This window comes from Flectobacillus rivi (assembly GCF_030056655.1).
In the GTDB taxonomy this organism is placed as follows: Bacteria; Bacteroidota; Bacteroidia; order Cytophagales; family Spirosomataceae; genus Flectobacillus; species Flectobacillus rivi.
This window is the reverse complement of the sequence record NZ_JASHIE010000023.1, coordinates 58,787-79,651: the sequence shown is the minus strand read 5'-3', so window position 1 is coordinate 79,651 and position 20,865 is coordinate 58,787. Positions and strand designations below refer to the sequence as shown.

Annotated in this window: 16 protein-coding genes; 2 read left to right on the top strand and 14 right to left on the bottom strand. The window is 38.6% G+C overall.

All coding sequences use genetic code 11. The features are described from left to right. Positions 1-74: 74 nt before the first annotated feature. From QM481_RS24130 to QM481_RS24080, 11 genes are all read right to left on the bottom strand, one after another. Entirely contained in the window at positions 75-1,658 is a 1,584-nt protein-coding gene (locus QM481_RS24130) for an arylsulfatase (protein ID WP_283383688.1), read from the bottom strand. Next, positions 1,658-2,074 (bottom strand): rhodanese-like domain-containing protein, encoded by a 417-nt coding sequence (locus QM481_RS24125; RefSeq protein WP_283383687.1) that lies wholly within the window; start codon positions 2,072-2,074, stop codon positions 1,658-1,660. The genes QM481_RS24130 and QM481_RS24125 overlap by 1 nt, the downstream gene beginning before the upstream one ends. Next, entirely contained in the window at positions 2,071-3,468 is a 1,398-nt protein-coding gene (locus QM481_RS24120; protein ID WP_283383686.1) for a sulfatase family protein, read from the bottom strand. Before QM481_RS24120 ends, QM481_RS24125 begins: the two co-directional genes overlap by 4 nt. Positions 3,469-3,587: 119 nt before the next feature. After that, positions 3,588-5,156 carry a RagB/SusD family nutrient uptake outer membrane protein gene (locus tag QM481_RS24115; protein ID WP_283383685.1) on the bottom strand — a complete coding sequence of 523 codons (1,569 nt, stop codon included), beginning with the start codon at positions 5,154-5,156 and terminating at the stop codon, positions 3,588-3,590. 81 nt (positions 5,157-5,237) lie between these two features. Further along, complete coding sequence (locus tag QM481_RS24110) at positions 5,238-8,303, bottom strand: SusC/RagA family TonB-linked outer membrane protein (RefSeq protein WP_283383684.1); 3,066 nt, start codon at positions 8,301-8,303, stop codon at positions 5,238-5,240. Positions 8,304-8,453: 150 nt separating this feature from the next. Continuing rightward, positions 8,454-9,524: a formylglycine-generating enzyme family protein gene (locus QM481_RS24105; protein ID WP_283383683.1), complete on the bottom strand. Its 1,071-nt coding sequence runs from the start codon at positions 9,522-9,524 to the stop codon at positions 8,454-8,456. A 2-nt stretch (positions 9,525-9,526) separates the two neighbouring features. After that, positions 9,527-10,231, bottom strand: a complete 705-nt coding sequence (locus QM481_RS24100) for a thioredoxin domain-containing protein (protein ID WP_283383682.1) — start codon at positions 10,229-10,231, stop codon at positions 9,527-9,529. Positions 10,232-10,260: 29 nt separating this feature from the next. Next, a complete protein-coding gene (locus QM481_RS24095; protein WP_283383681.1) occupies positions 10,261-11,913 on the bottom strand; it encodes an arylsulfatase in 1,653 nt (550 codons plus the stop codon). Between the two features lie 48 nt (positions 11,914-11,961). Continuing rightward, positions 11,962-12,873: a sterol desaturase family protein gene (locus QM481_RS24090; protein WP_283383680.1), complete on the bottom strand. Its 912-nt coding sequence runs from the start codon at positions 12,871-12,873 to the stop codon at positions 11,962-11,964. A gap of 52 nt (positions 12,874-12,925) precedes the next feature. Then, positions 12,926-13,096, bottom strand: a complete 171-nt coding sequence (locus QM481_RS24085) for a hypothetical protein (RefSeq protein WP_283383679.1) — start codon at positions 13,094-13,096, stop codon at positions 12,926-12,928. Between the two features lie 323 nt (positions 13,097-13,419). Continuing rightward, positions 13,420-14,343: a substrate-binding domain-containing protein gene (locus QM481_RS24080; protein ID WP_283383678.1), complete on the bottom strand. Its 924-nt coding sequence runs from the start codon at positions 14,341-14,343 to the stop codon at positions 13,420-13,422. Between the two features lie 693 nt (positions 14,344-15,036). Between QM481_RS24080 and QM481_RS24075 the strand changes: the two genes are divergently transcribed. Both QM481_RS24075 and QM481_RS24070 read left to right on the top strand, forming a co-directional pair. Next, complete coding sequence (locus tag QM481_RS24075; RefSeq protein WP_283383677.1) at positions 15,037-15,867, top strand: chromate resistance protein ChrB domain-containing protein; 831 nt, start codon at positions 15,037-15,039, stop codon at positions 15,865-15,867. Between the two features lie 73 nt (positions 15,868-15,940). Next, a complete protein-coding gene (locus QM481_RS24070; protein WP_283383676.1) occupies positions 15,941-16,462 on the top strand; it encodes a hypothetical protein in 522 nt (173 codons plus the stop codon). 75 nt (positions 16,463-16,537) lie between these two features. On the opposite strand, the gene QM481_RS24065 is transcribed toward QM481_RS24070, so the two are convergent. The 3 genes from QM481_RS24065 to QM481_RS24055 all read right to left on the bottom strand — a co-directional run bounded on the left by QM481_RS24065 (position 16,538) and on the right by QM481_RS24055 (position 20,532). Then, on the bottom strand, positions 16,538-17,359 hold the full coding sequence (locus QM481_RS24065; protein WP_283383675.1) for a serine O-acetyltransferase: 822 nt from the start codon (positions 17,357-17,359) through the stop codon (positions 16,538-16,540). Positions 17,360-17,735: 376 nt separating this feature from the next. Further along, entirely contained in the window at positions 17,736-19,622 is a 1,887-nt protein-coding gene (locus tag QM481_RS24060; protein ID WP_283383674.1) for a family 2A encapsulin nanocompartment cargo protein cysteine desulfurase, read from the bottom strand. Continuing rightward, positions 19,606-20,532, bottom strand: coding sequence for a family 2A encapsulin nanocompartment shell protein (locus tag QM481_RS24055; protein ID WP_283383673.1), 927 nt, complete (start codon positions 20,530-20,532; stop codon positions 19,606-19,608). Before QM481_RS24055 ends, QM481_RS24060 begins: the two co-directional genes overlap by 17 nt. Positions 20,533-20,865 lie beyond the last annotated feature (333 nt).

The window sequence follows — 20,865 nt, the reverse complement described above, 5'->3', positions numbered from 1 at the left end:
ACCTTAGTGTGTCCAACTTTCTGGCATAAGCATTTCATTTGCTATATAAGTTTTTGCCGATATTGTCACAAGCGTTACTTGATTACATTCCAATCTTTTACCCCAACTTTTTTTGCCCAAGTTTCATAGTCGGCAATCAATGCTTTAAGCGTATCGCTGTGTTGGTTGGCTAAGTTGTAGGTTTCGGTTCTATCGTCTTGTATGTTGTATAATTCCCAAGCCTTGTTGTTTTCGGCAACGGCTTTCCAAATGCCTTTCCGAATAGCTCTACTGCCTTCGTGTTCCCAATACAAGGCTTGATGCTCAGGGCTTTTTCTTCCTGTGAGTTCTTGCTTCAAACTAATGCCTTCCAAGAGCGTAAGCGTATTTTCTTGGAAAGTGGCAGGATACGGCACTTTTGCCCATTCGAGAATGGTTGGAAAAATATCTATCAAATGACTGGCTCTTTTGCTCCGCACACCTGCTTTGATTTGCTTTGGAAAATAGGCAATCAATGGCGAGGCTATTCCGCCTTCATGTGTATTTTTCTTGAATAACTGGAACGGCGTATTGCTAACATTGCCCCAAGGTGTTTGGTAGCTGTCGATGTAATCTACGCCTCCAATAGTTCCATTTTTTTGGTGTACATACGACCAATTTCTTACATCGTCGGCACTGCCCCCATTATCCGATAAAAAGAATACCAAGGTGTTTTGCTCTTGTCCTAAAGCCTTTATTTTATCCAAAATTTGCCCAATACAAGTATCCATTCTGTCAATCATAGCGGCATAAATCGCCATGCGTGTATCCCATTGGTCTTTTTCTGATGCTGTTAGGTTGTTCCAGTCTAAGCCATGATTAAATGCTTGAGATAAATTCCATTTTTTATCAATGATGCCCAAAGCTTGTAGTTTCTTGAAACGAGCTATACGAGTACTACCCCAGCCGTTGAGGTATTTACCTTTGTACTTGGCAATATCTTCGGGTAAGGCTTGAATAGGCCAATGCGGTGCATTATAGGCGACATACAAAAAGAATGGCTTTTGCTCGTCTTTGTGTTTGTCTAAAGATGCAATGGCAAAATTGGTGATAGCCTGTGTCAAGTACGTAGAGGTATCATGGCGAACGATTTCTTTATCGCCCAACATAAACGTTACCGTGCGACCGTCGTTGTACAAGGGTTTTGAGTTGAAATAATTACTGCCATTATTCAATAAAGTAAAAGATTCGTCAAAACCTCTGTTATGTGCAAATGCCGAAGGCACTAAACCCACGTGCCATTTGCCCGAAACAATGGTGGTATAACCTGCTTTTTGCAATACTTGAGCAATGGTTACGCTGTGTTTACTCAAATAACCTTGATAGGCTGGCGAGCCTTTGTCTTGCACCATATCGCCTACGCCTGCTTGGTGTGGGTACAAGCCCGTAAGCAGGGAAGCACGAGAAGGACAACAGCGACCCGCATTGTAAAATTGTGTAAGTACTGCTCCTTTTTTTGCCAAATTATCAAGCGTAGGCGTATGGATTTCAGAGCCAAACGCACCGATGTCGGAAAAGCCTAAATCATCAGCCAAGAAAACGACAATATTGGGTTTAGACAGCGAGGTTTGAGCTCGTATTTCGAAGCTCAAACCAAGTGTACTAACTAGAACAAATAAAACTAAACTAAGCTTTTTCATTATTCGACAGGTAAACCATTTGCTACTAAACTATCAAGTCCTCCAATGTTGATTCCATATTTGTAACCAAAACTTTGGAGGGTATCAGCAGCCTTTCCACTGCGGTTTCCTGAACGGCAATAGAGATAGATTTTCTTATCTTTTGCCAGAGTTTTAATTGACTCTGCAAATTTTTCAGAACGGATATTGATGTTTTTTGAATATTTTAAATGTTTGCTAGCATATTCTTCTGGAGTTCGAACATCGATTAAATATGCTTTTCCTGATTTGATTTCTTTAATAATACTTTTACTCAAGCTTGTATTTACACTCAATTTTGGAGAGTTCTTTTGTGTATATACGCTGTGAGTATCTGCTTGTGCTATACTCGCATGAGCAATCAAACTCAGACTCGCCAAGGTTAGTATTTTTTTCATAAACTCTTTTTTTGTTCTGGATGACGTTTGAAATAGTTTTTGATATGTGAATCATCGGCAGGCAAACGTTGAGGCAAACTTGCTACGTTTGTGCCAATGGTTTTTGCTTTTTTGTCTAAAGCAGCTAATAACTCGGCTACTTTTTCAGGATTACTTGCGTACAAATTTTTGGTTTCGCCTACGTCATCTTTTAAGTTGAATAAAAAGGCTTCGGTGGCTGGAATGGTTTCTCCACTTAAATAATTTTTGGACGCAGGCTGTGCCAAACGAATCTTCCAATCTCCTTTTCTGAAAGCTTCAATTTTGCCGTTTGAATAGTAAATAAACTCATCGCCTTTTCTTTTTCCTTGATTTGTCAAGATTGGAGAAATATCTTCTCCGTCAATTGGATTCGCAAGCGATGCCTGATAACCTGCTAATTTTAAGATGGTTGGAAAAATATCTAAATGCAAAGCCAAGTCTTCATAAACACTTCCTGCTTTGATTTTAGCTGGCCATTGAAAAACAGTAGGGACTCTTTGCCCTCCTTCAAAGGTTGTTCCTTTGCCATTTCTGAGCTTGCCTGCCGAACCGCCTTCAATATCGAAAATCGTCCAAGGGCCGTTGTCGCTGGTGAAAATCACTAACGTATTTTCCTCTAAACCATTCTTTTTCAATGATTCAATTACTTGTCTAACACTCCAATCAAGCTCCTCAATTACGTCGCCGTACAAGCCTCTTTTTGATTTTCCTTCAAAAGCGGGTGAAGCGTACAAAGGCAAGTGTGGCATGGTGTGTGGTAGGTACAAAAAGAAAGGTTCTTTTTTATGTTTATCAATAAATTTGATGGCTTCTTCGGTATAAGTTTTGGTGGTATATCGCTGGTCGATGTTGTACTGCACTACATCGTTTCCTCTGAGATATACCGTTGCTTGCATATCGTTGCTATAAGGAATGCCGAAGTACTCATCGAAGCCATTTTGTAAAGGCAAAAACGCACGGTGATGACCTAAATGCCATTTTCCAACGATGCCCGTTGAGTAGCCTTTCGTTTTCAAAGCTTCGGCAAGAGTCAATTCTTCTTTAGGAATCCCATTAAAACTTTCAGGAAAAAATACGCCGTCAATGCCTTGTCGGCGAGGATAACGACCTGTGAGCAAGCCAAATCTGGATGGACTACAAACGGGAGAAGTAGAATAAAAAGAAGTAAATTTTAGTCCATTTTCGGCTAATTTATCAATATTGGGCGTGCGAATATCTTTTGCTCCGAATGTACCAATATCGCCATAACCCAAATCATCTGCCATGATTAAGACAATATTTGGTTTTTTCTGAGGCGATTTTTGGGCAATCAGGTTACTCGTTGCCAATATTCCTACAAGCAACGTAACCGTAATTTTAAGCGTCAACTTCATTATACGTTTACATTTATTTAGTGAGTTGCGATTGAGTGAATGAGTGATTTATTGAGGCTAATAACTTGAATCTAAGTTATGAACTCGCTCAATCACTCATTCACTCAATCGCTCAATAACTATTTCCAAAGCGTATTTTGCTCCAACTTAGGGTTATTGTCGATTTCTGATTGTGGAATCGGATATAAGCGGTGCTTGTCAGCGGCGTTTGTTTTACCTACTTTTTGGAGGTTAGCGACAAAAGTACTTTTTCCTGAACCGTCTTTTTGGCGAATCAAATCGAACCAACGTTGGTATTCAAATACCACTTCTAAACGACGATCAAGATACACTGCCTCACGAAATTGGTCTTTGGTTAAACCCGTTGGTAAATCCGACAAGCCTGCTCTACGACGAACACGGTTGAGCGATTTGTAAGCTTTTGCCGTTGGACCATTCAATTCGTTTTCAGCTTCGGCATGAATCAACAATACTTCGGCATAGCGAATAATAGCAACGTTAGCAGCCGACTCACTTGTAACAGAAGTGGAGTTGGGATCCCACGTTTTGTTAAAAAATGGCGTTGAATCGTTTGGTACGGCTGTATTTACGATTGGTAAACCATATTTTCTACCATTTGTTGGACTTGTAAAGCTGGTAACAAATGTGACACGTTTGCGTTTATCGGCAGCAGTATAGAGTTTATAAACACTAAAGAATTTATCATTTCCTACGGTATAAAAACGCACCATATCAGCATATCCACCTGTTAATCCAGGGATACCAGTTAGGATAGAACGAGGGTTTTGGTTATTGCCCTGTAATTGAGCATTTGATTTAAACTGAGCTGAGAAGATATGTTCTTTACCGTTTTTGGTAGCAGGCAAAAATACATCTGCAAAGTTTTCAAACAAGTCATAGCCATAAGTACCTGTTCCGCCATCGGCAGGCGAAAGTACTTCTTCAGCTTTTTTCACGGCATCAGCATAATTTTGGGTAAGATTTAATGGCTGTGAAGCTTTTGTCAAATATACTTTCGCCAATAACGCTTTAGCAGCTCCTGCCGTAGCACGACCTACATCTGGCGATGAATAGGAAGTTGGTAATGCCGCAGCCGCTTCGGTAAGGTCTTTCTCAATTTGAGCATAGACTTCCGTTGAAGGCGACTTGGCAATAGCATAGTCGCTAGCAGTTACATATTTTTGGTAGCTTGTAATCAGAGGTGCATCACCCCACAAACGAACTACGTTGAAATAATATAAGGCACGCAAGAATTTGGCTTCACCAATCAAACGAGCTTTTAAGGTAGCATCAAAATTGATTGCAGGTATTTTTTCGATAGCTACATTAGCTTTTTTAATCGCTGCATAATGCTGTTGCCAAAGCTCATATACACGTAAGTTTGATGACGAGTGAGCCAATACCGCCAATGAACGTACATCGGGGTTGGTTGCTCCTGGGCCTGGGTCTTCGTCGTCGCCAGCGAAGTTCATGCCTGTATTAAAGAGCGTATTGTAAGGCGTTTGGACACTTGAACCACCAGCATTAAGTAAGAAATACACCGAATTGACTGCATTTATCGCATCGGTTTGTGTCTTATAATATTGGTCTTCCGAAATAATAGAATCTGGATTTTCTTTTAAAAACGATTCGCAAGAACTTGCTGTTAATCCAATACTAGCAAGGGCGATATATTTAAGTAATTTCATGACATTTAATTGCATTAGGCTGTAAGCAGTAGGCTTTAGGCATACTTAGCCTATTACCTAAAGCTCATTGCTTACAGCAGTTTAGAATGATACTGATAAACCTGCTTGATATGATTTGTTGTTTGGATACACCCCTGAGTCAACACCTTTGTTGATAAGCGATTGACCATTTAAACTTACTTCTGGATCAAAGCCTGTGTATTTCGTCCAAGTGGCAGCGTTTTGTGCCGAAACATAAACTCTTAGGTTTTTCAAATGTGTCTTTTTCAAGAATTTAGATGGGAAATTATACCCGAATGAAATGTTCTTCAAACGGTAGTATGTACCGTCCTCAATGAATCTATCCGAAATGGTTACCGCAGGATCTTGGTAAGCTGCTTTTACATCAGTGTTGGTATTGGTTGGAGTCCAACGGTTCAATAAATCACGTGTAGCGTTGGTATAGCCTGTGCCTAATTCTAGATTGGCGCGGTTGGCATTGTAAATTTTACCACCTACGTTTGCTTGGAAAAAGATAGACAAATCAAAACCTTTATAGCTAAAAGTGTTGGTTAAACCCGCAGTGAAATCAGGTTGGTTTGAAATTACCACACGGTCGCCAGCTTGCGTAATGACACCATCACCGTTGATGTCTTTGTATTTTTGTCCACCAGCACTTTTGTTAGCTTGCGGAGTCAAAGGTGTATCTCCATTCTGAATGACACCATCTGTTTGATACACAATAAACGAACCTACTGGATAGCCTACTTTAGCAATAGAAGGTGAAGAAATAGAAGGAATAATCTGTGTTACGCCATCACCCAAACTCAAGATTTCGTTAATGTTTTTTGAATATACAAGCGTTGTATTCCATTTAAAATCTTTACTATCAACGGTGTGAGCATTTACATACAACTCATATCCTTTGTTTGATACAGCACCAATATTTTGGTAAATAGTTGAAGCTTGACCGTTGTAAAAATCAGACAAACCAGATGTGCCAGGTACAGTACGAGTCAATAATAAATCAGTTGTTTTTTTGTAATAGTAGTCTGCAACCAATGTAACTCTATTGTTAAACAAGCCAACATCTAAACCTGCATCTACTTGGAAGGTTTTTTCCCATCCTAAGTTCGGATTCGGAACGGTGTTCGGAGCATAACCTGAAACTGTTGTGTTTGAGAAGTTATAACGGAAATAGGCTAACTGAGAAAGAGACTGGTAAGCAGGAATGCTTTGGTTACCAGTAGAACCCGCACTTAAGCGAAATTTCAAATTAGTAATCTTGTTAGATTGTTGCCAAAACTTCTCATTCGAAATATTCCAACCGAAAGCCGCTGAAGGGAAATAACCCCACTTGTTACCATCACCAAATTTAGATGAACCATCTGCACGCAAGGTAAATGTAAACAAATAACGATCATCATATACATAGTTTACACGACCTAAGTACGAAGCCAAAGCCCAATCATAGGCATACGAGCGAGGTGTACGGTTGGTGATACCTGTACCAAGGTTATTGTATGAGAAAGCATCCGTAGCAAAACCTGCTGCCTCAGCAACCGTTCCTTCTGAGTTTGATTGTTGTGCTGTAAACCCTAACAAGGCATTCACCTTGCCTTTCAATCCAATATTACGATCATAAGACAACGTATTTTCATTCAACCAGTTGGTAGTAAATACAGAACCCACCGTAGCCAAACCACTTAAGGCTTGTCCTTCAGCCGTGGTACTTGGTAGATAGCGATTTTGTTTGTTATCCAAAATGTCTACTCCAAAAAGAACTTTCAATTTTAACCCATCAATAATGCCAATTTCACCAGCAACGTTACCTAATATACGATTCGTTTTGGTTTCATTCAATTGGTTGTATAATGAGTTGATAGGGTTTTGTAATGCCGACTCAAATGGACTTAACACCACAAAAGAACCATCTGTTCTATACACAGGCAACGACGGAGGCGTAAGTAATAAGTTACCCACAATTGCTGCTGGAGCAACATTGGATTTGGTATAACTAGCTACTAAACTTGACGTGATTTTGAAGTTTTTGCTATAATCATGATCCAAGGCGAAACGACCTGAATAGCGTACAAAATCTGTATTTTGTAATACCCCATCTTGTTTGAAGTAGTTTCCAGAAACTGATAACTTGGTTTTATCACCTCCCGACAGAATTGAAAGGCTATGACTTTGAATAGCTGCCTTGCGGAAAGCTGCTGCCTGCCAGTCTGTACCAACGCCAGAAGTATCTAAGGTATAACCAGAAACGCTTGGCAAAGAAGTTGTTTTCCCTGAATTTTTAGCTGCATCTTTACGCAACGCCCACCATTCTCCTGCATTTAGTAGAGGAATTGTTCTAATAACCTCTTGCACTCCATAAAACGCATCGTAATTGATAGAAGATTTTCCTTTAGAGCCGTTTTTTGTAGTTACAATTACTACACCGTTTGCCCCACGAGAACCATAAATGGCTGTCGCCGAAGCATCTTTTAGTACATCTATAGACTCAATATCTGCGGTATTTAAAGTTGATAATGGGTTAATTTTAGAACCGTCTGTTACGCCTGCATCAGCCACTGAATAATCATTGTTGATAGGAAATCCATCGATTACATATAGTGGGTCTGAGCCAGCCGTGATGGAGTTATTACCACGAATTTGTACACTCACACCACCACCAGGTTGTCCAGAGGTTTGTGTTACAATTGCGCCAGCAATAGAGCCTTGCAATAGGCGTTCAACCGAAACTACTGGTTGCGATTTGATTTCTAAAGGAACAGAAGCAATCGATCCTGTAATGTCGCTTCTTTTTTGTGTACCGTAGCCCACAACGATGATTTCGTCGAGGCGCTGGCCTTTTGATTCTACCAATTTGATGGTTAAGGGTTCATTTTCAAAAACCTCGATTTCTTGTTTACGGTATCCTACAAATGTAGCAACCACTGTAAAAGGAGGTTTTTTAGTGGTTTTGAATGAAAATGCTCCACTCACATTGGTATTGGCACCACCAGCAGAACCCTTGACTGAAACAGCCGCTCCGATGATAGGTTCCTTGGTTTTCGAATCAATTATTTTACCCGATATGGTCAGGGATTGTTGCCCGTAACTACTTCCAGTAATGAGTAGCAAGAGAAGTGAAAAGAGTATGTAAGATTTATTTTTCATCAGTAATGAAATGTTAGGTCTGATTTGCTATCAGAAGAAATTAGTAAATATGTTTTTTAGAATTTAAAATCTATAGTTTAAGTAGATTTTTTGGCTGTATTAGATCAAAATGTATATGTTGAGTTTGTTATCGAAATCCAAAAATTTGTATTAAAGTTTATCTTTTACACATCTGAATCCCAAGTGATTACAGGCACTTGTCGTTTCGCCTTTACCTCGACTTCCTGCTTTGTATCGTATGCAATATTGGTCACTGCATAGGTACGAACCACCACGCTGCACATGTTTTTCTACGCCAGGCTCTTCAGGGTCATAGCTGTTAGCAGGTCCTTTTGGATTAGTTTTGGGACTATCTTTATAATAATCAGGTCGGTACAAATCGCTACACCATTCCCAAACGTTTCCTTCAAGATCATAAACTCCCCAAGTATTTTTAGGAAACGATTTTACAGGAGCTGTTGCCGTAAAGCCATCTTCAGCAGTATTTTTTTGAGGAAAAGTTCCTTGAAAAATATTAGCCTGCCATTTACCTTGTGGTTTAAGGGTTTGTCCCCAGTAATACAAACTAGGTTTACGCCCTGCACGAGCAACAAACTCCCATTCTGCTTCGGTAGGAAGGCGTTTGCCAGCCCATTTGGCATAAGCTTGTGCATCCTCATACGAGATTTGCACAACAGGATGACTTTCTTTTCCTTTAATAGTGCTATTAGGTCCAGTAGGATGTCTCCAATTGGCACCTGCCACATATTGCCACCATTGCTGGTAATCATTGAGCCCAACTGCATGATTAGGAGGACTAAAAACCGCTGAGCCTGGAACTAGTTTGTCGACAGGAACTCCTGGGTAATCAGCAGGATTCAAAGGACGTTCGGCAACCGTTACATAATGAGTAGCTTTGACAAAAGCTTCAAACTCGGCATTAGTTACTTCATGCTCATCTATCCAATAGCCCTTTACTGTCACTTGATGAATAGGCTTTGCGTCAGGAAATTCATTAGTTCCCATCGGGAAACTCCCTCCTTCAACCCATACCATTCCGTTGGTTGAACGACTATCAGCAACATGAATAGCTTGATTTAATAAAGCCCTTCGGCTGTTTGGTGCTTTGCAAGAAGTTTGGCAAATAGTCATAGATTCTCCTTTTTTAGTAGGCTTATCACCCGACCAAAAACCTGTAAGAGATACCAAACTAGCCAAAATACTTATGGGTAAAAATTTCATACTTATAATGCTTTATCCAAAACCTGATTCAACTCTTGGCTAAGGTCTTTGATACCTGCTTTTTTCAAAACAGGTTTTCCGTCTTGATATATAATCAAATAAGGAAAAGCTGTAACTGTTTTGAGTGAAGCAATCAAATCAGGATCGTTTTCTAAATTCAGTTCTACGATTTTGAGAGAAGTACCATACTTTTGTCTGAGTTCCTCTAATACTGGTTTTACTTTTTTACAAGCTCCACAATATTTAGAACCGACATCTACCAATACTACTTTATTAGAAGCAACTAATTGGTCATACGCATTTTTTGAAAGAGGTTTATCAGCATTAGTGAAAATGGCATTGCCAGCACCGACCCAGCTACCAATTCCACCTTCTAATTCATATACTTCTTGAAAGCCACGATTGCGTAAATCTTTTGCCAATACCGCACTTCGTCCATTTCCAATAGAGTAGACAAATACCGATTTGTTAGAATTAAAAGATTTAAGTTTTTGCTCATAATCAGCATCGTTGGGGCTCAAGTAAATAGCACCATTGATATGATTAAGGGCAAATTCTTCAGCACTACGAGCATCGATAATTTGTGGTGCTTTTTCTTTGGCAATCTTTTGGGCAAATACCGCTACGGGTGTTGGTCCATTTTGAGCTTTTATCAGTATTGTTCCAAACAATAAAAGAATGGTCAAAAACGAAGAGGGAATTTTCATGTTGTAAAATTTAAAATATTACGAATTCTTTAAGGACGTTTTTTGGTGGGCAATAAGGGTTGTTGCGGTTTAATTTTATCATAATCAACCACATCATTTTGTTTAGCCCAGTCAAAATATAAAGCTGATAGCTCGTTCACCAATCCAGCATTTTGAGCAGCCAAATTTTTGGTTTCACCCCTATCATTTTCTACATCATACAATTCCCAAGCGTAGCTCGGATATATCGAAACTAATTTCCATTTTCCTTTACGAACGGCTCTATTGCCTGCACGTTCCCAAAAAATTGGGGTTTCGCGCGGAGTATCTTGGGCATTGAATAATAATGGCACAAGACTTTTACCAGGTAAGGCAGTAATACTTTCGCCTTTGAAAGTAGTTGGATATTTAGCGCCAGCAACTTCATATACGGTTGGTGCAATATCAATCAAATGTGAAGTTCCGTTCAACAAGCCTCCAGCTTTAATTTTGGTAGGATACCATGCAATAAACGGAGAGCTGATGCCACCTTCATACGCAAATGATTTGAAGGAACGGAAAGGTGTGTTCGAAACAAATGCCCAGTTTTTACCCTGAGATTCAAACGAACCAGATGTTCCGACAGGACCTTTGTTATTTCCAGCTTTATCTCCCCAATGAGCCACATCTTCAGCAGGAGCACCATTATCAGAAATAAAAATCACTAAGGTATTTTGGTCTTTTTTGAGCTCTTTGAGCGTATTCACGATTGTCCCTACGCCTTGATCGGCACGGTCGAGCATAGCGGCGTACACCTCCATTTTGCGTTGCCATAATTGTTGTTCATCATACGTCAAAGCGTCCCACGCAGGTACGTCAGCATCACGCTCGGCGGCGGCATCGGCTTGTTTTTGCGAAATAATTCCTAGTTGTATCTGTTTCGCTAGACGATTTTTCCGTAACTCATCCCAACCCTGAGCGTACTTACCTTTATATTTTGCAATATCCTCGGGCAAGGCTTGTAGTGGCCAGTGAGGCGCTGTATAAGCGAGATACAAGAAAAATGGCTTGTTTTCGGCATCCTGCTCTTTGATGAATTTTACTGCATGATTGGTTATTTCATCTGTAAAGTAATATGAATCATCCTTCGGCTTGATACGCTTATTGTCTTCCAAAATTGTTACAGGATACGAACGACCCAAAGGAATATTATTAGCATTAAAATAGTTAGCACCACCACCTAGCAAGCCAAAGAAACGATCAAATCCCCTTTGTTTTGGCCATGACAAGCTATCATTTCCTACATGCCATTTTCCTGATAATAAGGTAGTGTATCCTGCCTGTTTTAAAACCTCTCCAAATGTCAATGAGGTTTTGTTCAAATAACCTTGATAGGCTGGTAATCCCAAATTGACGTCGAAATAACCAATACCTGCCTTGTGGGGATATTGTCCTGTAAGCAATGAAGCACGAGTAGGTGCACAAATAGAGTTATTATAAAATTCACGCAATCTTACGCCTTCATTGGCAAGTTTGTCGATATTGGGCGTTTGGATTTCAGAGCCATAAACGCCCAAATCTGAATATCCCATATCGTCAACCATAATGACAATGATGTTGGGAGATGTATTCGTTTTTTTCTGTGCCAAAAGCGTAGAGCTTGTGCCGAATGTCATTATCGACGCAATCAAAGCTCCACGTTTTAGGGTATTTAATAAGTTCATTTTCAAGAATTTTGGTAAAAATTAGAATCTTTGAGCTTAATAACTTGGCTAAGCCGCATGATACTCTGCTTTTTCGAAGGTTGGTTCATACACTACTTCGTCGGCAACTTCAGGCCCATTTTTTGATAATTCGCTTCCTTCAATTTTTGATTTAAAAATTGGCCATAATAATTGCGCATACCATTCTTCACTCTGATAATTTTTGATACCATAAGATTCTGGATATTGACGAGTGATAAGGGCTGTTCCGAAAATTAAATCCCAGATAAAGAACATGTTGCCGAAATTTCCTTTGTAATATCCTACACCATCATCTGCCGAATCTGCGTGGTGCGCATGGTGTGTTGCAGGAGTCGAAATAGTGCGCTCTAATACCCAAGCAACAGGGTGTAAAATACGATATTGATAAAACGGTTTATCCCATTTAATACTCGAATGCGCCGCCATTGTAATAAGCGATTTCAGACCTTTCACAAAAAGTGCTGGATAACCCAAACCCAAGTAAACCAAGGCTGTTGTCAAATACATTTGTGAAAAGAAAATTGTGTAGATAATATTCTGACGAGACGCCATAGCCATTCCCATATACGGTGCCGAATGATGTGTACGGTGAAATCTCCACAAAAATGGTAGCTGATGATGCAAACGATGATACCAATATTGTGTTAAATCGTCGTATATGGCAATAATCAATGCCCCAAATGCAAATGGAATCCATGTAAGACTATCTTTGGCATCAGGTAAAATAATCGGTAGTACTTTGAGCCCAAAATACGCCACTACTGGTCCTATTACTAATTTTGGTAAGGTATAACAAGCTATATCCAAAAGCTTTTCGTTTTTACTCCATTTCTTACCATATAATCCTAAAGCGAACTCTGATACGCCAAGAATTAATGAAAGGGCAATTAATCCCCAACCGTTGAGGTTAATAAAAATTTGCTCTATAAAATTTACCATTTTTGTATAATGATTTTGTAAAGTATCAACAATGTGAATGAAAGAGTACTACTTAAAATCTTCTTTGATAACTAATTTTAGAGGATTTTGCGGGCTTTAGCCAAGGCTTTTCTCCCTTGTAAGCAAACCAGCCAAATAACAAGGCTATTGGTAATGCGTAAATAAACAAGCTCACAAATACGTCACGAGCTATTCTTTTCTGTAGGTTTGATTCTAGTGCCATTTTCTTGGTTTAGTGATTTAGGTTGTATCATTTATGACAGACAAAGATTTTCGACAAGTATCTTAAATGGTTATTTTTCAATACTTTGAAACGCTACAATAGCGTTCTGATTAGCCAAACGCCTCCAGTCAGAATGGCGAGAGGTGTCGCAAAAATGAGGATACTCACCAAAATCTTTTTAGTAAGTATTTTAAAATCAATAGTAGACATTTGAGTTTGGTTTGGGGTAATGTGGAATATATGCTTTGGGTAGATATTTCAGTGCTAGGCTGTCCAATAAACAGCCCCAAAGCACTGAAAGCCAAAATCAACCATCCAAAATTCTATCGGTTGCGCCCTTCAGATGTTCTTGAAGACGCACTCTTTATTTGTGTTGCTTCTTCGCCAAGTGACAAGAAACCAAGCGATTGATTGAATTTCTGTCCCTCAGATTGAATCCATTTAATAAACTTTTGTTCCTCGGGATTAGAATCACCATCTACAATAAAGTACACTTGTTCTACAGGGATTTTCTTTCCTTTGGTTTGGCTCAAAGTAGCCAATAACTGGTCTAGATTCTGATAAATTTGCTCATCTTTATCAATTTTACCATTTTCATTTAAGTCAATTGGAATAATCGAAAACTCCTTTAGTGGGGTTCTTGCTTGCAAATCATACAAGTAACCTAAGTTATTATACGTGATACCAATTGAATCTCTTTTTAAAGCTTCAAGCAAATGAACATCATCTCCTGAAATACCTTTTCCAACTATATCATCTACTTGTCCTCCAAGATAATTTGCAAAAGTAATCGAAGAGCAAACTCTTGCCGAACGAGTATATACTTGGTAGGCAAACTCTGGTTTGTTATCTTCGATAGACTCTTCAGGATCGACAGTAAAGATTTTTTTCAAGTCTTCATACTTCAACCCTTTTTTCTGGAATTTTGTATTGACTGGGTTTTTAGCACTTGTCACAGGAAGTAAGGCATACTTCGAAACTGGAATTGCTGTTTGATTATTGCTTAGTTCAGTTTGCTCAAGGTCGTACGAAGCAATTCTGATACTTGGCTTTTGATTGGCTAATTGTGATTTGTCAAGTAACTGAATCTTAGCTTCAGGATTTGCTTTTTGATAAGCTTTAATCCAAGTTTCGACCAATGGATACGTAAATTTTGTTCCACTGATGACGATATTTTTATTCGATTGAGCATGAGTAGACCAGAGTCCTAAACCCAATAGGAAAAGGGTAACATAGTATTTTTTCATTGCTTTAGTAAAGTTAATATGAATGGAGTTCTGTATCGAAATGATACAGAGGTATATATAATCATCTAGGCAACAGCCCAACTGATGGAACATAAGTCAACCACCGACCTACTATCCTGCCAGATAGGGCTGTTGCTTAGATACGATATTTAGGAAAATAAAGGGAATGTGACTTTAGTCACAACATCGAGCTGAGAGAAATAGAGGGTTGACCACCTGAATAAACTGAGTCGTAGCGATAGACTTCATTGTGATTGATTTTTTTATGATTAACACGGTTACTACAAAACTCCATACCTTTCTTCTATTTTACCATTTTTACTAAATGATAAAACGTCAAAAGTTAAATATTGCGCTGTTCGTAATTGTCTGGTTTGGATTATCAAAGGAGCAGGTGGTTACTCTGATTTTCAATAATCTACAAAACCCATAGACAAAGATATTTATTATTTGTTAGATTGCAATGCTTAAAGAAAGAAGTTTTATTCATTCGGAATTATTCTTTATTTTGAATAATAAAAAATTGGAATAATTATACTAAAAAGTAAATTTTCTGAGACTTCATTACTGATTAGTAGCTCATTGTATCTCTTTAAATAAATCAGTGAATATTTGTAATCTTGAAACCGCATATTCCTTTACATGTAATACAGACATCGTGTTTGATCCGATATAACTATTAATGATTATAAAATGAAGTGGATTACCCGTGAAAGACCCAAGATAGATAGAATAGCTTGTCCTTGGCTCATAAGGAAATATATTGATGCCGATGCTGATTTTTTATTTGTGCCATCGGATAAAGTTTTAGAAATAGCTCATTTACAAGGCGCTATCCCATTTGATATACCTGATGTCGAACTTTCACATCGAGGTAAATACTGTACCTTTGATACGCTTCTTAAAAAGTACAAACTAAACGACCCTGCACTCAAAATCATGGCACCAATTATTCGAGGTGCCGATACTGACCGTCACGATTTTTCGCCATATTCGGCAGGATTGTGGGCTATATCATCAGGTTTATCTCATAATATTTTGGACGATTACCAACTTTTAGCACAAGGAATGGTTGTTTATGATGCATTATATACTTGGGCAAGTCAATTACAAAAGGCGAAACATGTACAAAGTAGCGTCGAGCGTATCTTAGTGGGCTTATCTGCCGAAGGGAATTTAGTGAATGAAAATACCCCCAACTGGGTACTCGACCTCAAACATCTTTTACAAGATTATATCGATGCCGATTTGAGTTTCTCGCTTAGCGATATTTCGAGAGAACTTGACCTCAATCCAACTTATCTTTCAAGGGAGTTTCCCAAATACTTTGAGAATATGTCCTACGGGGAATATATACGTAAGCTAAGGGTCGAAAAAGCAAAAGACTTATTGGTCAACACCAATTATAAATTAACACAGATAGCCTATTTATCAGGATTTTCTGATCAAAGTCATTTTACTAAAATTTTTAAGGAGATAATGGGAGAAAGTCCTTCCAATTATAGAAAAACAGCAAAAAAGTAAAATTTGTACCAAAGGTAATAATAGTACTATTTAGGGAGAGTTTCGGATAAGAATTTTGCAGAAAAAACATTTTATGCAAAATAAATACTCTCTCTTTTTTTACTGGTACTTATTACTTTTTATGATTCGAAGTAACGTATCATTAGCTCAAACACCAAGCAATAATTATCCTAAAGTGGTGGGATATGCAGGATTAGTACACTCACTCATTGCTTTTGACTCACAGGGCAGCACTGGAAACTTTGGCTCGGTGTACACCGTTGGAATGCCTGTAGGCATCAATATTCTAAAATCTGATCATATAGGTGCCAGTTTGGAGTTTGTACCCATTGTACGAAGCGATGCTAGCCAAACCCGTGTTAGTAACTTTCTTTTCCATCCCGGTATTATGTTTCGGTTCAAACACGGGTTTACCTTTGTTGGTCGTGCGGCGTTCGAAACCTCTGGACGATTAGGATTTACACCCGTTTTCAACAAGGTTATCAAAAAAGGGAAAGATACCAATTACTTTATTGCTATTCCATTACCTGTTCGTTTTGGTAACGATAAACCCACTTCAATCGGTATTGCCTTTCAGTTTGGGATAGGATTTTAATATAAAAAAAGGCTTGCGAAAACATCGTAAGCCTTTTTACACTAAAACGTTCTATACAAAACAATTCATCCATTTTTAATCAAATATTGTTTGTTTGACATCAATTCGTAGCTGGTGGGTATTAAATACATGCGAATAAGGACTTACACTCTTGGTCAAAAAAACACTCCCTCCAATAATACTTCCATGTCCAATCACTGTTTTTCCTCCTAGTATCGTAGTTCGTGCATAAATAATCACATTATCTTCTACCGTCGGATGACGCTTTACCTCAGCTAGCTCTTTATTTACTTGCAATGCACCCAAAGTAACTCCTTGATAAATACTTACATTTTGTCCTATCACACTAGTTGCTCCAATCACAATACCAGTCCCATGATCTATAAAAAATGGAACGCCAATTTCAGCATTAGGGTGAATATCTACCCCAGTTTTGCCGTGTGCGTATTCGCTCAAAATACGAGGTAAAATAGGGACTTCTAATTTTGTAAGTTTATGGGCGATTCGATAAACTGCAATAGCATAAAATCCTGGATACGAAACAATTACTTCATGAATACTTGTTGCAGCAGGATCATTGTCGTAAATTTTGGTGGCATCGGCTCTCAAATCATTATAGAGTATTTCTAGCGCATTGTAAAAAGCACTTACCTTTTCTTCAACATCAAAAGCAATCGGATCTAGATAGCTTAGTAAAATATTTTCAAGGTCAATTTGGTTCTTCTTTAAGATTCCTTCATAAGTCGATTGTTTGTGTAATCGGTTATTAGGAAATAAAAACTCTATCAAATCACTCAGCCAAGTAATACTATCCTGAATCTTTGGCGTAGCTTCCCACTCGGCTCGATGCGTTTTGTGCAAAAGCTCAATGAAATTATGTATGTTAGGGTTGTCCATTAAATCTAAAGATTTTGTTTTTTGGAGAAGGTTAGTAGGAGCGACAAATTATAGGTCAAAGTACTGATAAATAAAATTTTACATTCACAATTTATAACTAGTAGTGTACGAAGGGCTATAAAAACCATATATATCAGATGTTGTATTTCGGAGCTATACCTTCTATATTTTGTAAAAAATAAATATGCTTCTCTTTATTTCCGAAATCAGAAATCAGAAATCCGATATCCGCAATAGTTGGAAATCCCTCGTACATTCCTAATTCATAACTCACAATTCAGCATTAATAATAAAGTGTGGTAGTGTTTTAATTAACCGTAAGCATTAAGTAAAATGTTTTCCTAATGCTTACGGTTTGTAGCAGGCCAAATAAAGGTTAATTTTTACCAGATTGGATTTTCAAAATGGATTCTACCAAAGTGTCAATATCTTGACAAGTATTATAAAAAGCCAACGAAGGACGAACGGTACTCTCTAAACCAAAACGTCTCAGAATAGGCTGAGCACAATGATGTCCTGTTCGTACAGCAATGCCATTTTTGTTTAGGGCTTGCCCCACTTCGTCATTAGTAAATCCTTTTAAAGTAAATGACAATACACTGGCCTTATCAGGAGCTGTACCAACCAAGCGTAGACCCGGAATGTCTTTCAACAAACTAGTAGCGTACACCAACAATTGATGTTCGTAATGATGAATATTGTCAATACCCAAAAAGTTTACATAATCAATGGCAGCACCTAGGCCTACAGCATCGGCAATATTGCCTGTACCTGCCTCAAAACGGTTGGGTGCAGGATGAAACTGTGTGTGTTCGAAGGTAACATCTTTAATCATATTACCCCCACCTTGCCATGGTTGAATCTGATTGAGCAAATCTTCTTTGCCATACAAGACACCAATACCTGTTGGTCCAAATACTTTATGTCCTGAGAAAACAAAAAAGTCAGCATTAAGGTACTGTAAGTCAACCTTTAAGTGTGATACTGATTGAGCACCATCCAACAAGGTTTTAGCACCAACTTGATGCGCCAAATCAATGATTTGCTTAGCTGGCGTTACCGTTCCTAGCGCATTAGACACTTGGGTAAAAGTAACAAGCTTGGTTCTGTTGTTGAGTAGTTTAGCATATTCATCCAAAATAATTTGGCCATCGTCGTCAACAGGAATCACACGAAGTTTAACACCTTTTTTGGCTGCTAGTTGTTGCCAAGGTACTATATTAGCATGGTGTTCGAGATTACTAACCACAATTTCGTCGCCTTCCTTGAGGTTTTGCTCTCCCCAACTTTTAGCCACCAAATTGATTGCCTCTGTTGCGCCACGCACAAATACTACCTCGTTAGTCGAACGGGCATTGATAAACGCTCTTACTTTTTCTCTAGCAGCTTCGTAGGCATCAGTCGCACGTGCAGCCAGTTCGTGCGCAGCACGATGGATATTCGAATTTTCGTGCTCATAAAAATAGCTAATTCTATCAATAACCTGTCGTGGCTTTTGAGTGGTTGCGGCATTATCTAACCAAATCAAAGGACGACCATTTACCTTTTCTTGTAAAATTGGAAAATCTTTTTTTATCCAGTTTACATCAAAAGACGACTTGATACCACTTGCAATTGGATGGTTTTTCTTTTCTTGAGCAATGACTTTTGCAAAGCCTGTTTGCCAGTCATTTTCTAAAAAATAATATGCCTGCTCTGGTGTTGTCGAAACCTGAAACGGTAACTGTGGCACCAAACCAACTGGATTACGTTCCAATGAGTGAATCTCTGGCAAGGATTGATAAGTATCCGAATGAGGTAATTGCAACGATGAGGTATTTGACTGCAAAGAAGGTGATATACCACTTCCTGCCACAGACTGAGGCACTCGACCTTGCCCCGCAAAATGTGGGTCAGGCAAGCTTGTTTGTGGATCTGCGATGTTTACTTCATTACCTTGTGCATAAGCAGAAGGTGAAATGCCTTTACCCGCCAAAGACGAAGGAACGTGCGGTTCGCCCGCGTAATGATTGTAATTTCCTTGAGAATGAGATTGTTGACGGCTCAAATCTATGGCATTAACATTATTTATACTTCCCAAAGGTGGTACACCTTCAGGTCGTGTGTCAGGTAATGTGTTATGAATCGGAGCCGAATTGGGCCATTGTTCGGGTACTGCGCTGATAGGAGATTCGGTATTAGGAACCTCTTGGAAGAACTTGTTGGCAAGTTCTTCCAAGAATCTCACATCAGGTAACCCTTCTGGATTAGTATTTATACTCATGGTAGTTTCCTATTTCTACGTCCTCTAATACAGCTATAGCATCATCAACCAAAATGGCTAGAGAACAATACAGTGAAATCAAATAAGAGGCAATCGCTTTGTCATTGATTCCCATAAATCTTACTGATAAGCCAGGAGACTGTTCGCCTGGTAGGCCCGGTTGATAAAGCCCAACTACACCTTGACGACTCTCGCCTGTACGAAGCAATAAGATTTTTGATTTTCCATTTTCAATAGGCACTTTGTCAGATGGAATCAATGGAATACCTCTCCAAGTGATAAACTGCGAACCAAAAAGTGATACTGTTGGAGGTGGAACACCACGACGAGTACACTCACGACCAAAGGCTGCAATAGTCAATGGGTGTAACAAGAAAAAACCAGGTTCTTTCCAAACTTTTGTCAAAAGTTCATCCAAGTCGTCAGGTGTTGGTGCACCCTTACGTGTTTTGATGATTTGAGAAGGAGCTACATTATTAAGCAAACCGTATTCTTTATTATTGATTAGCTCACTTTCTTGACGCTCTTTAATTGTTTCTATCGTCAAGCGGAGTTGCTCCGAAATCTGATTATATGGTTTACTGTACAAATCAGATACCCTTGTGTGTACATCCAATACCGTATTAACAGCACTAAGATTGTATTCTCTAGGGTTTTCGACATAATCTACAAACGTATGAGGAAGAATGCGCTCATCTCTTGCCGAACAATCTACTTCTACGCTAGTAGCATCTTTTACCTTATTGAGGCGATAAACACCCGACTCTACAGGAGTCCAGTTGAGTAAACGAGTCAGCCAACGAGGCGAAATAGTAGAAAGCTGAGGAGCCGTACGGGTAGCAATGGCGAGCTGCCTTGCAGCTACATCGCCTAAGGCTGTTTGTGCTTTGTTTTTGGTTAAATCAGACATAAATAAATATTTAAAATATAGATTAAGTAGATTAATAATAAATCGAAAGAGTTCAACATGACATAAAATTGATATTCTATGTCTGGACTGTGATACTTATCCCTAATTTACTATTAGTCATTACCAAACTGTTCAAGAGAAATAAAGATCAGAATAATATGTTTAACTATAATTTTCTAGTCTATTTCCTCAAAGAAGTATTGTATGGCAAATATATAAAATATTATTCTATAAAAACTATAGACTATATATGTTTTATAGAATAATATTTTAATTTGATGAATTAGATAGCTCAATGATCGCGTTACTTCCTCTAATTTCTATAAAATGTGT

What these genes read in the sequence shown, in the direction of transcription:
- QM481_RS24065 (WP_283383675.1), bottom strand. Translation starts at nt 17,359, where the DNA reads ATGGACAACCCTAACATACATAATTTCATTGAGCTTTTGCACAAAACG.
- QM481_RS24090 (WP_283383680.1), bottom strand. Translation starts at nt 12,873, where the DNA reads ATGGTAAATTTTATAGAGCAAATTTTTATTAACCTCAACGGTTGGGGA.
- QM481_RS24070 (WP_283383676.1), top strand. Translation starts at nt 15,941, where the DNA reads ATGCAAAATAAATACTCTCTCTTTTTTTACTGGTACTTATTACTTTTT.
- QM481_RS24100 (WP_283383682.1), bottom strand. Translation starts at nt 10,231, where the DNA reads ATGAAAATTCCCTCTTCGTTTTTGACCATTCTTTTATTGTTTGGAACA.
- QM481_RS24115 (WP_283383685.1), bottom strand. Translation starts at nt 5,156, where the DNA reads ATGAAATTACTTAAATATATCGCCCTTGCTAGTATTGGATTAACAGCA.
- QM481_RS24055 (WP_283383673.1), bottom strand. Translation starts at nt 20,532, where the DNA reads ATGTCTGATTTAACCAAAAACAAAGCACAAACAGCCTTAGGCGATGTA.
- QM481_RS24130 (WP_283383688.1), bottom strand. Translation starts at nt 1,658, where the DNA reads ATGAAAAAGCTTAGTTTAGTTTTATTTGTTCTAGTTAGTACACTTGGT.
- QM481_RS24110 (WP_283383684.1), bottom strand. Translation starts at nt 8,303, where the DNA reads ATGAAAAATAAATCTTACATACTCTTTTCACTTCTCTTGCTACTCATT.
- QM481_RS24120 (WP_283383686.1), bottom strand. Translation starts at nt 3,468, where the DNA reads ATGAAGTTGACGCTTAAAATTACGGTTACGTTGCTTGTAGGAATATTG.
- QM481_RS24085 (WP_283383679.1), bottom strand. Translation starts at nt 13,096, where the DNA reads ATGGCACTAGAATCAAACCTACAGAAAAGAATAGCTCGTGACGTATTT.
- QM481_RS24125 (WP_283383687.1), bottom strand. Translation starts at nt 2,074, where the DNA reads ATGAAAAAAATACTAACCTTGGCGAGTCTGAGTTTGATTGCTCATGCG.
- QM481_RS24105 (WP_283383683.1), bottom strand. Translation starts at nt 9,524, where the DNA reads ATGAAATTTTTACCCATAAGTATTTTGGCTAGTTTGGTATCTCTTACA.
- QM481_RS24080 (WP_283383678.1), bottom strand. Translation starts at nt 14,343, where the DNA reads ATGAAAAAATACTATGTTACCCTTTTCCTATTGGGTTTAGGACTCTGG.
- QM481_RS24095 (WP_283383681.1), bottom strand. Translation starts at nt 11,913, where the DNA reads ATGAACTTATTAAATACCCTAAAACGTGGAGCTTTGATTGCGTCGATA.
- QM481_RS24060 (WP_283383674.1), bottom strand. Translation starts at nt 19,622, where the DNA reads ATGAGTATAAATACTAATCCAGAAGGGTTACCTGATGTGAGATTCTTG.
- QM481_RS24075 (WP_283383677.1), top strand. Translation starts at nt 15,037, where the DNA reads ATGAAGTGGATTACCCGTGAAAGACCCAAGATAGATAGAATAGCTTGT.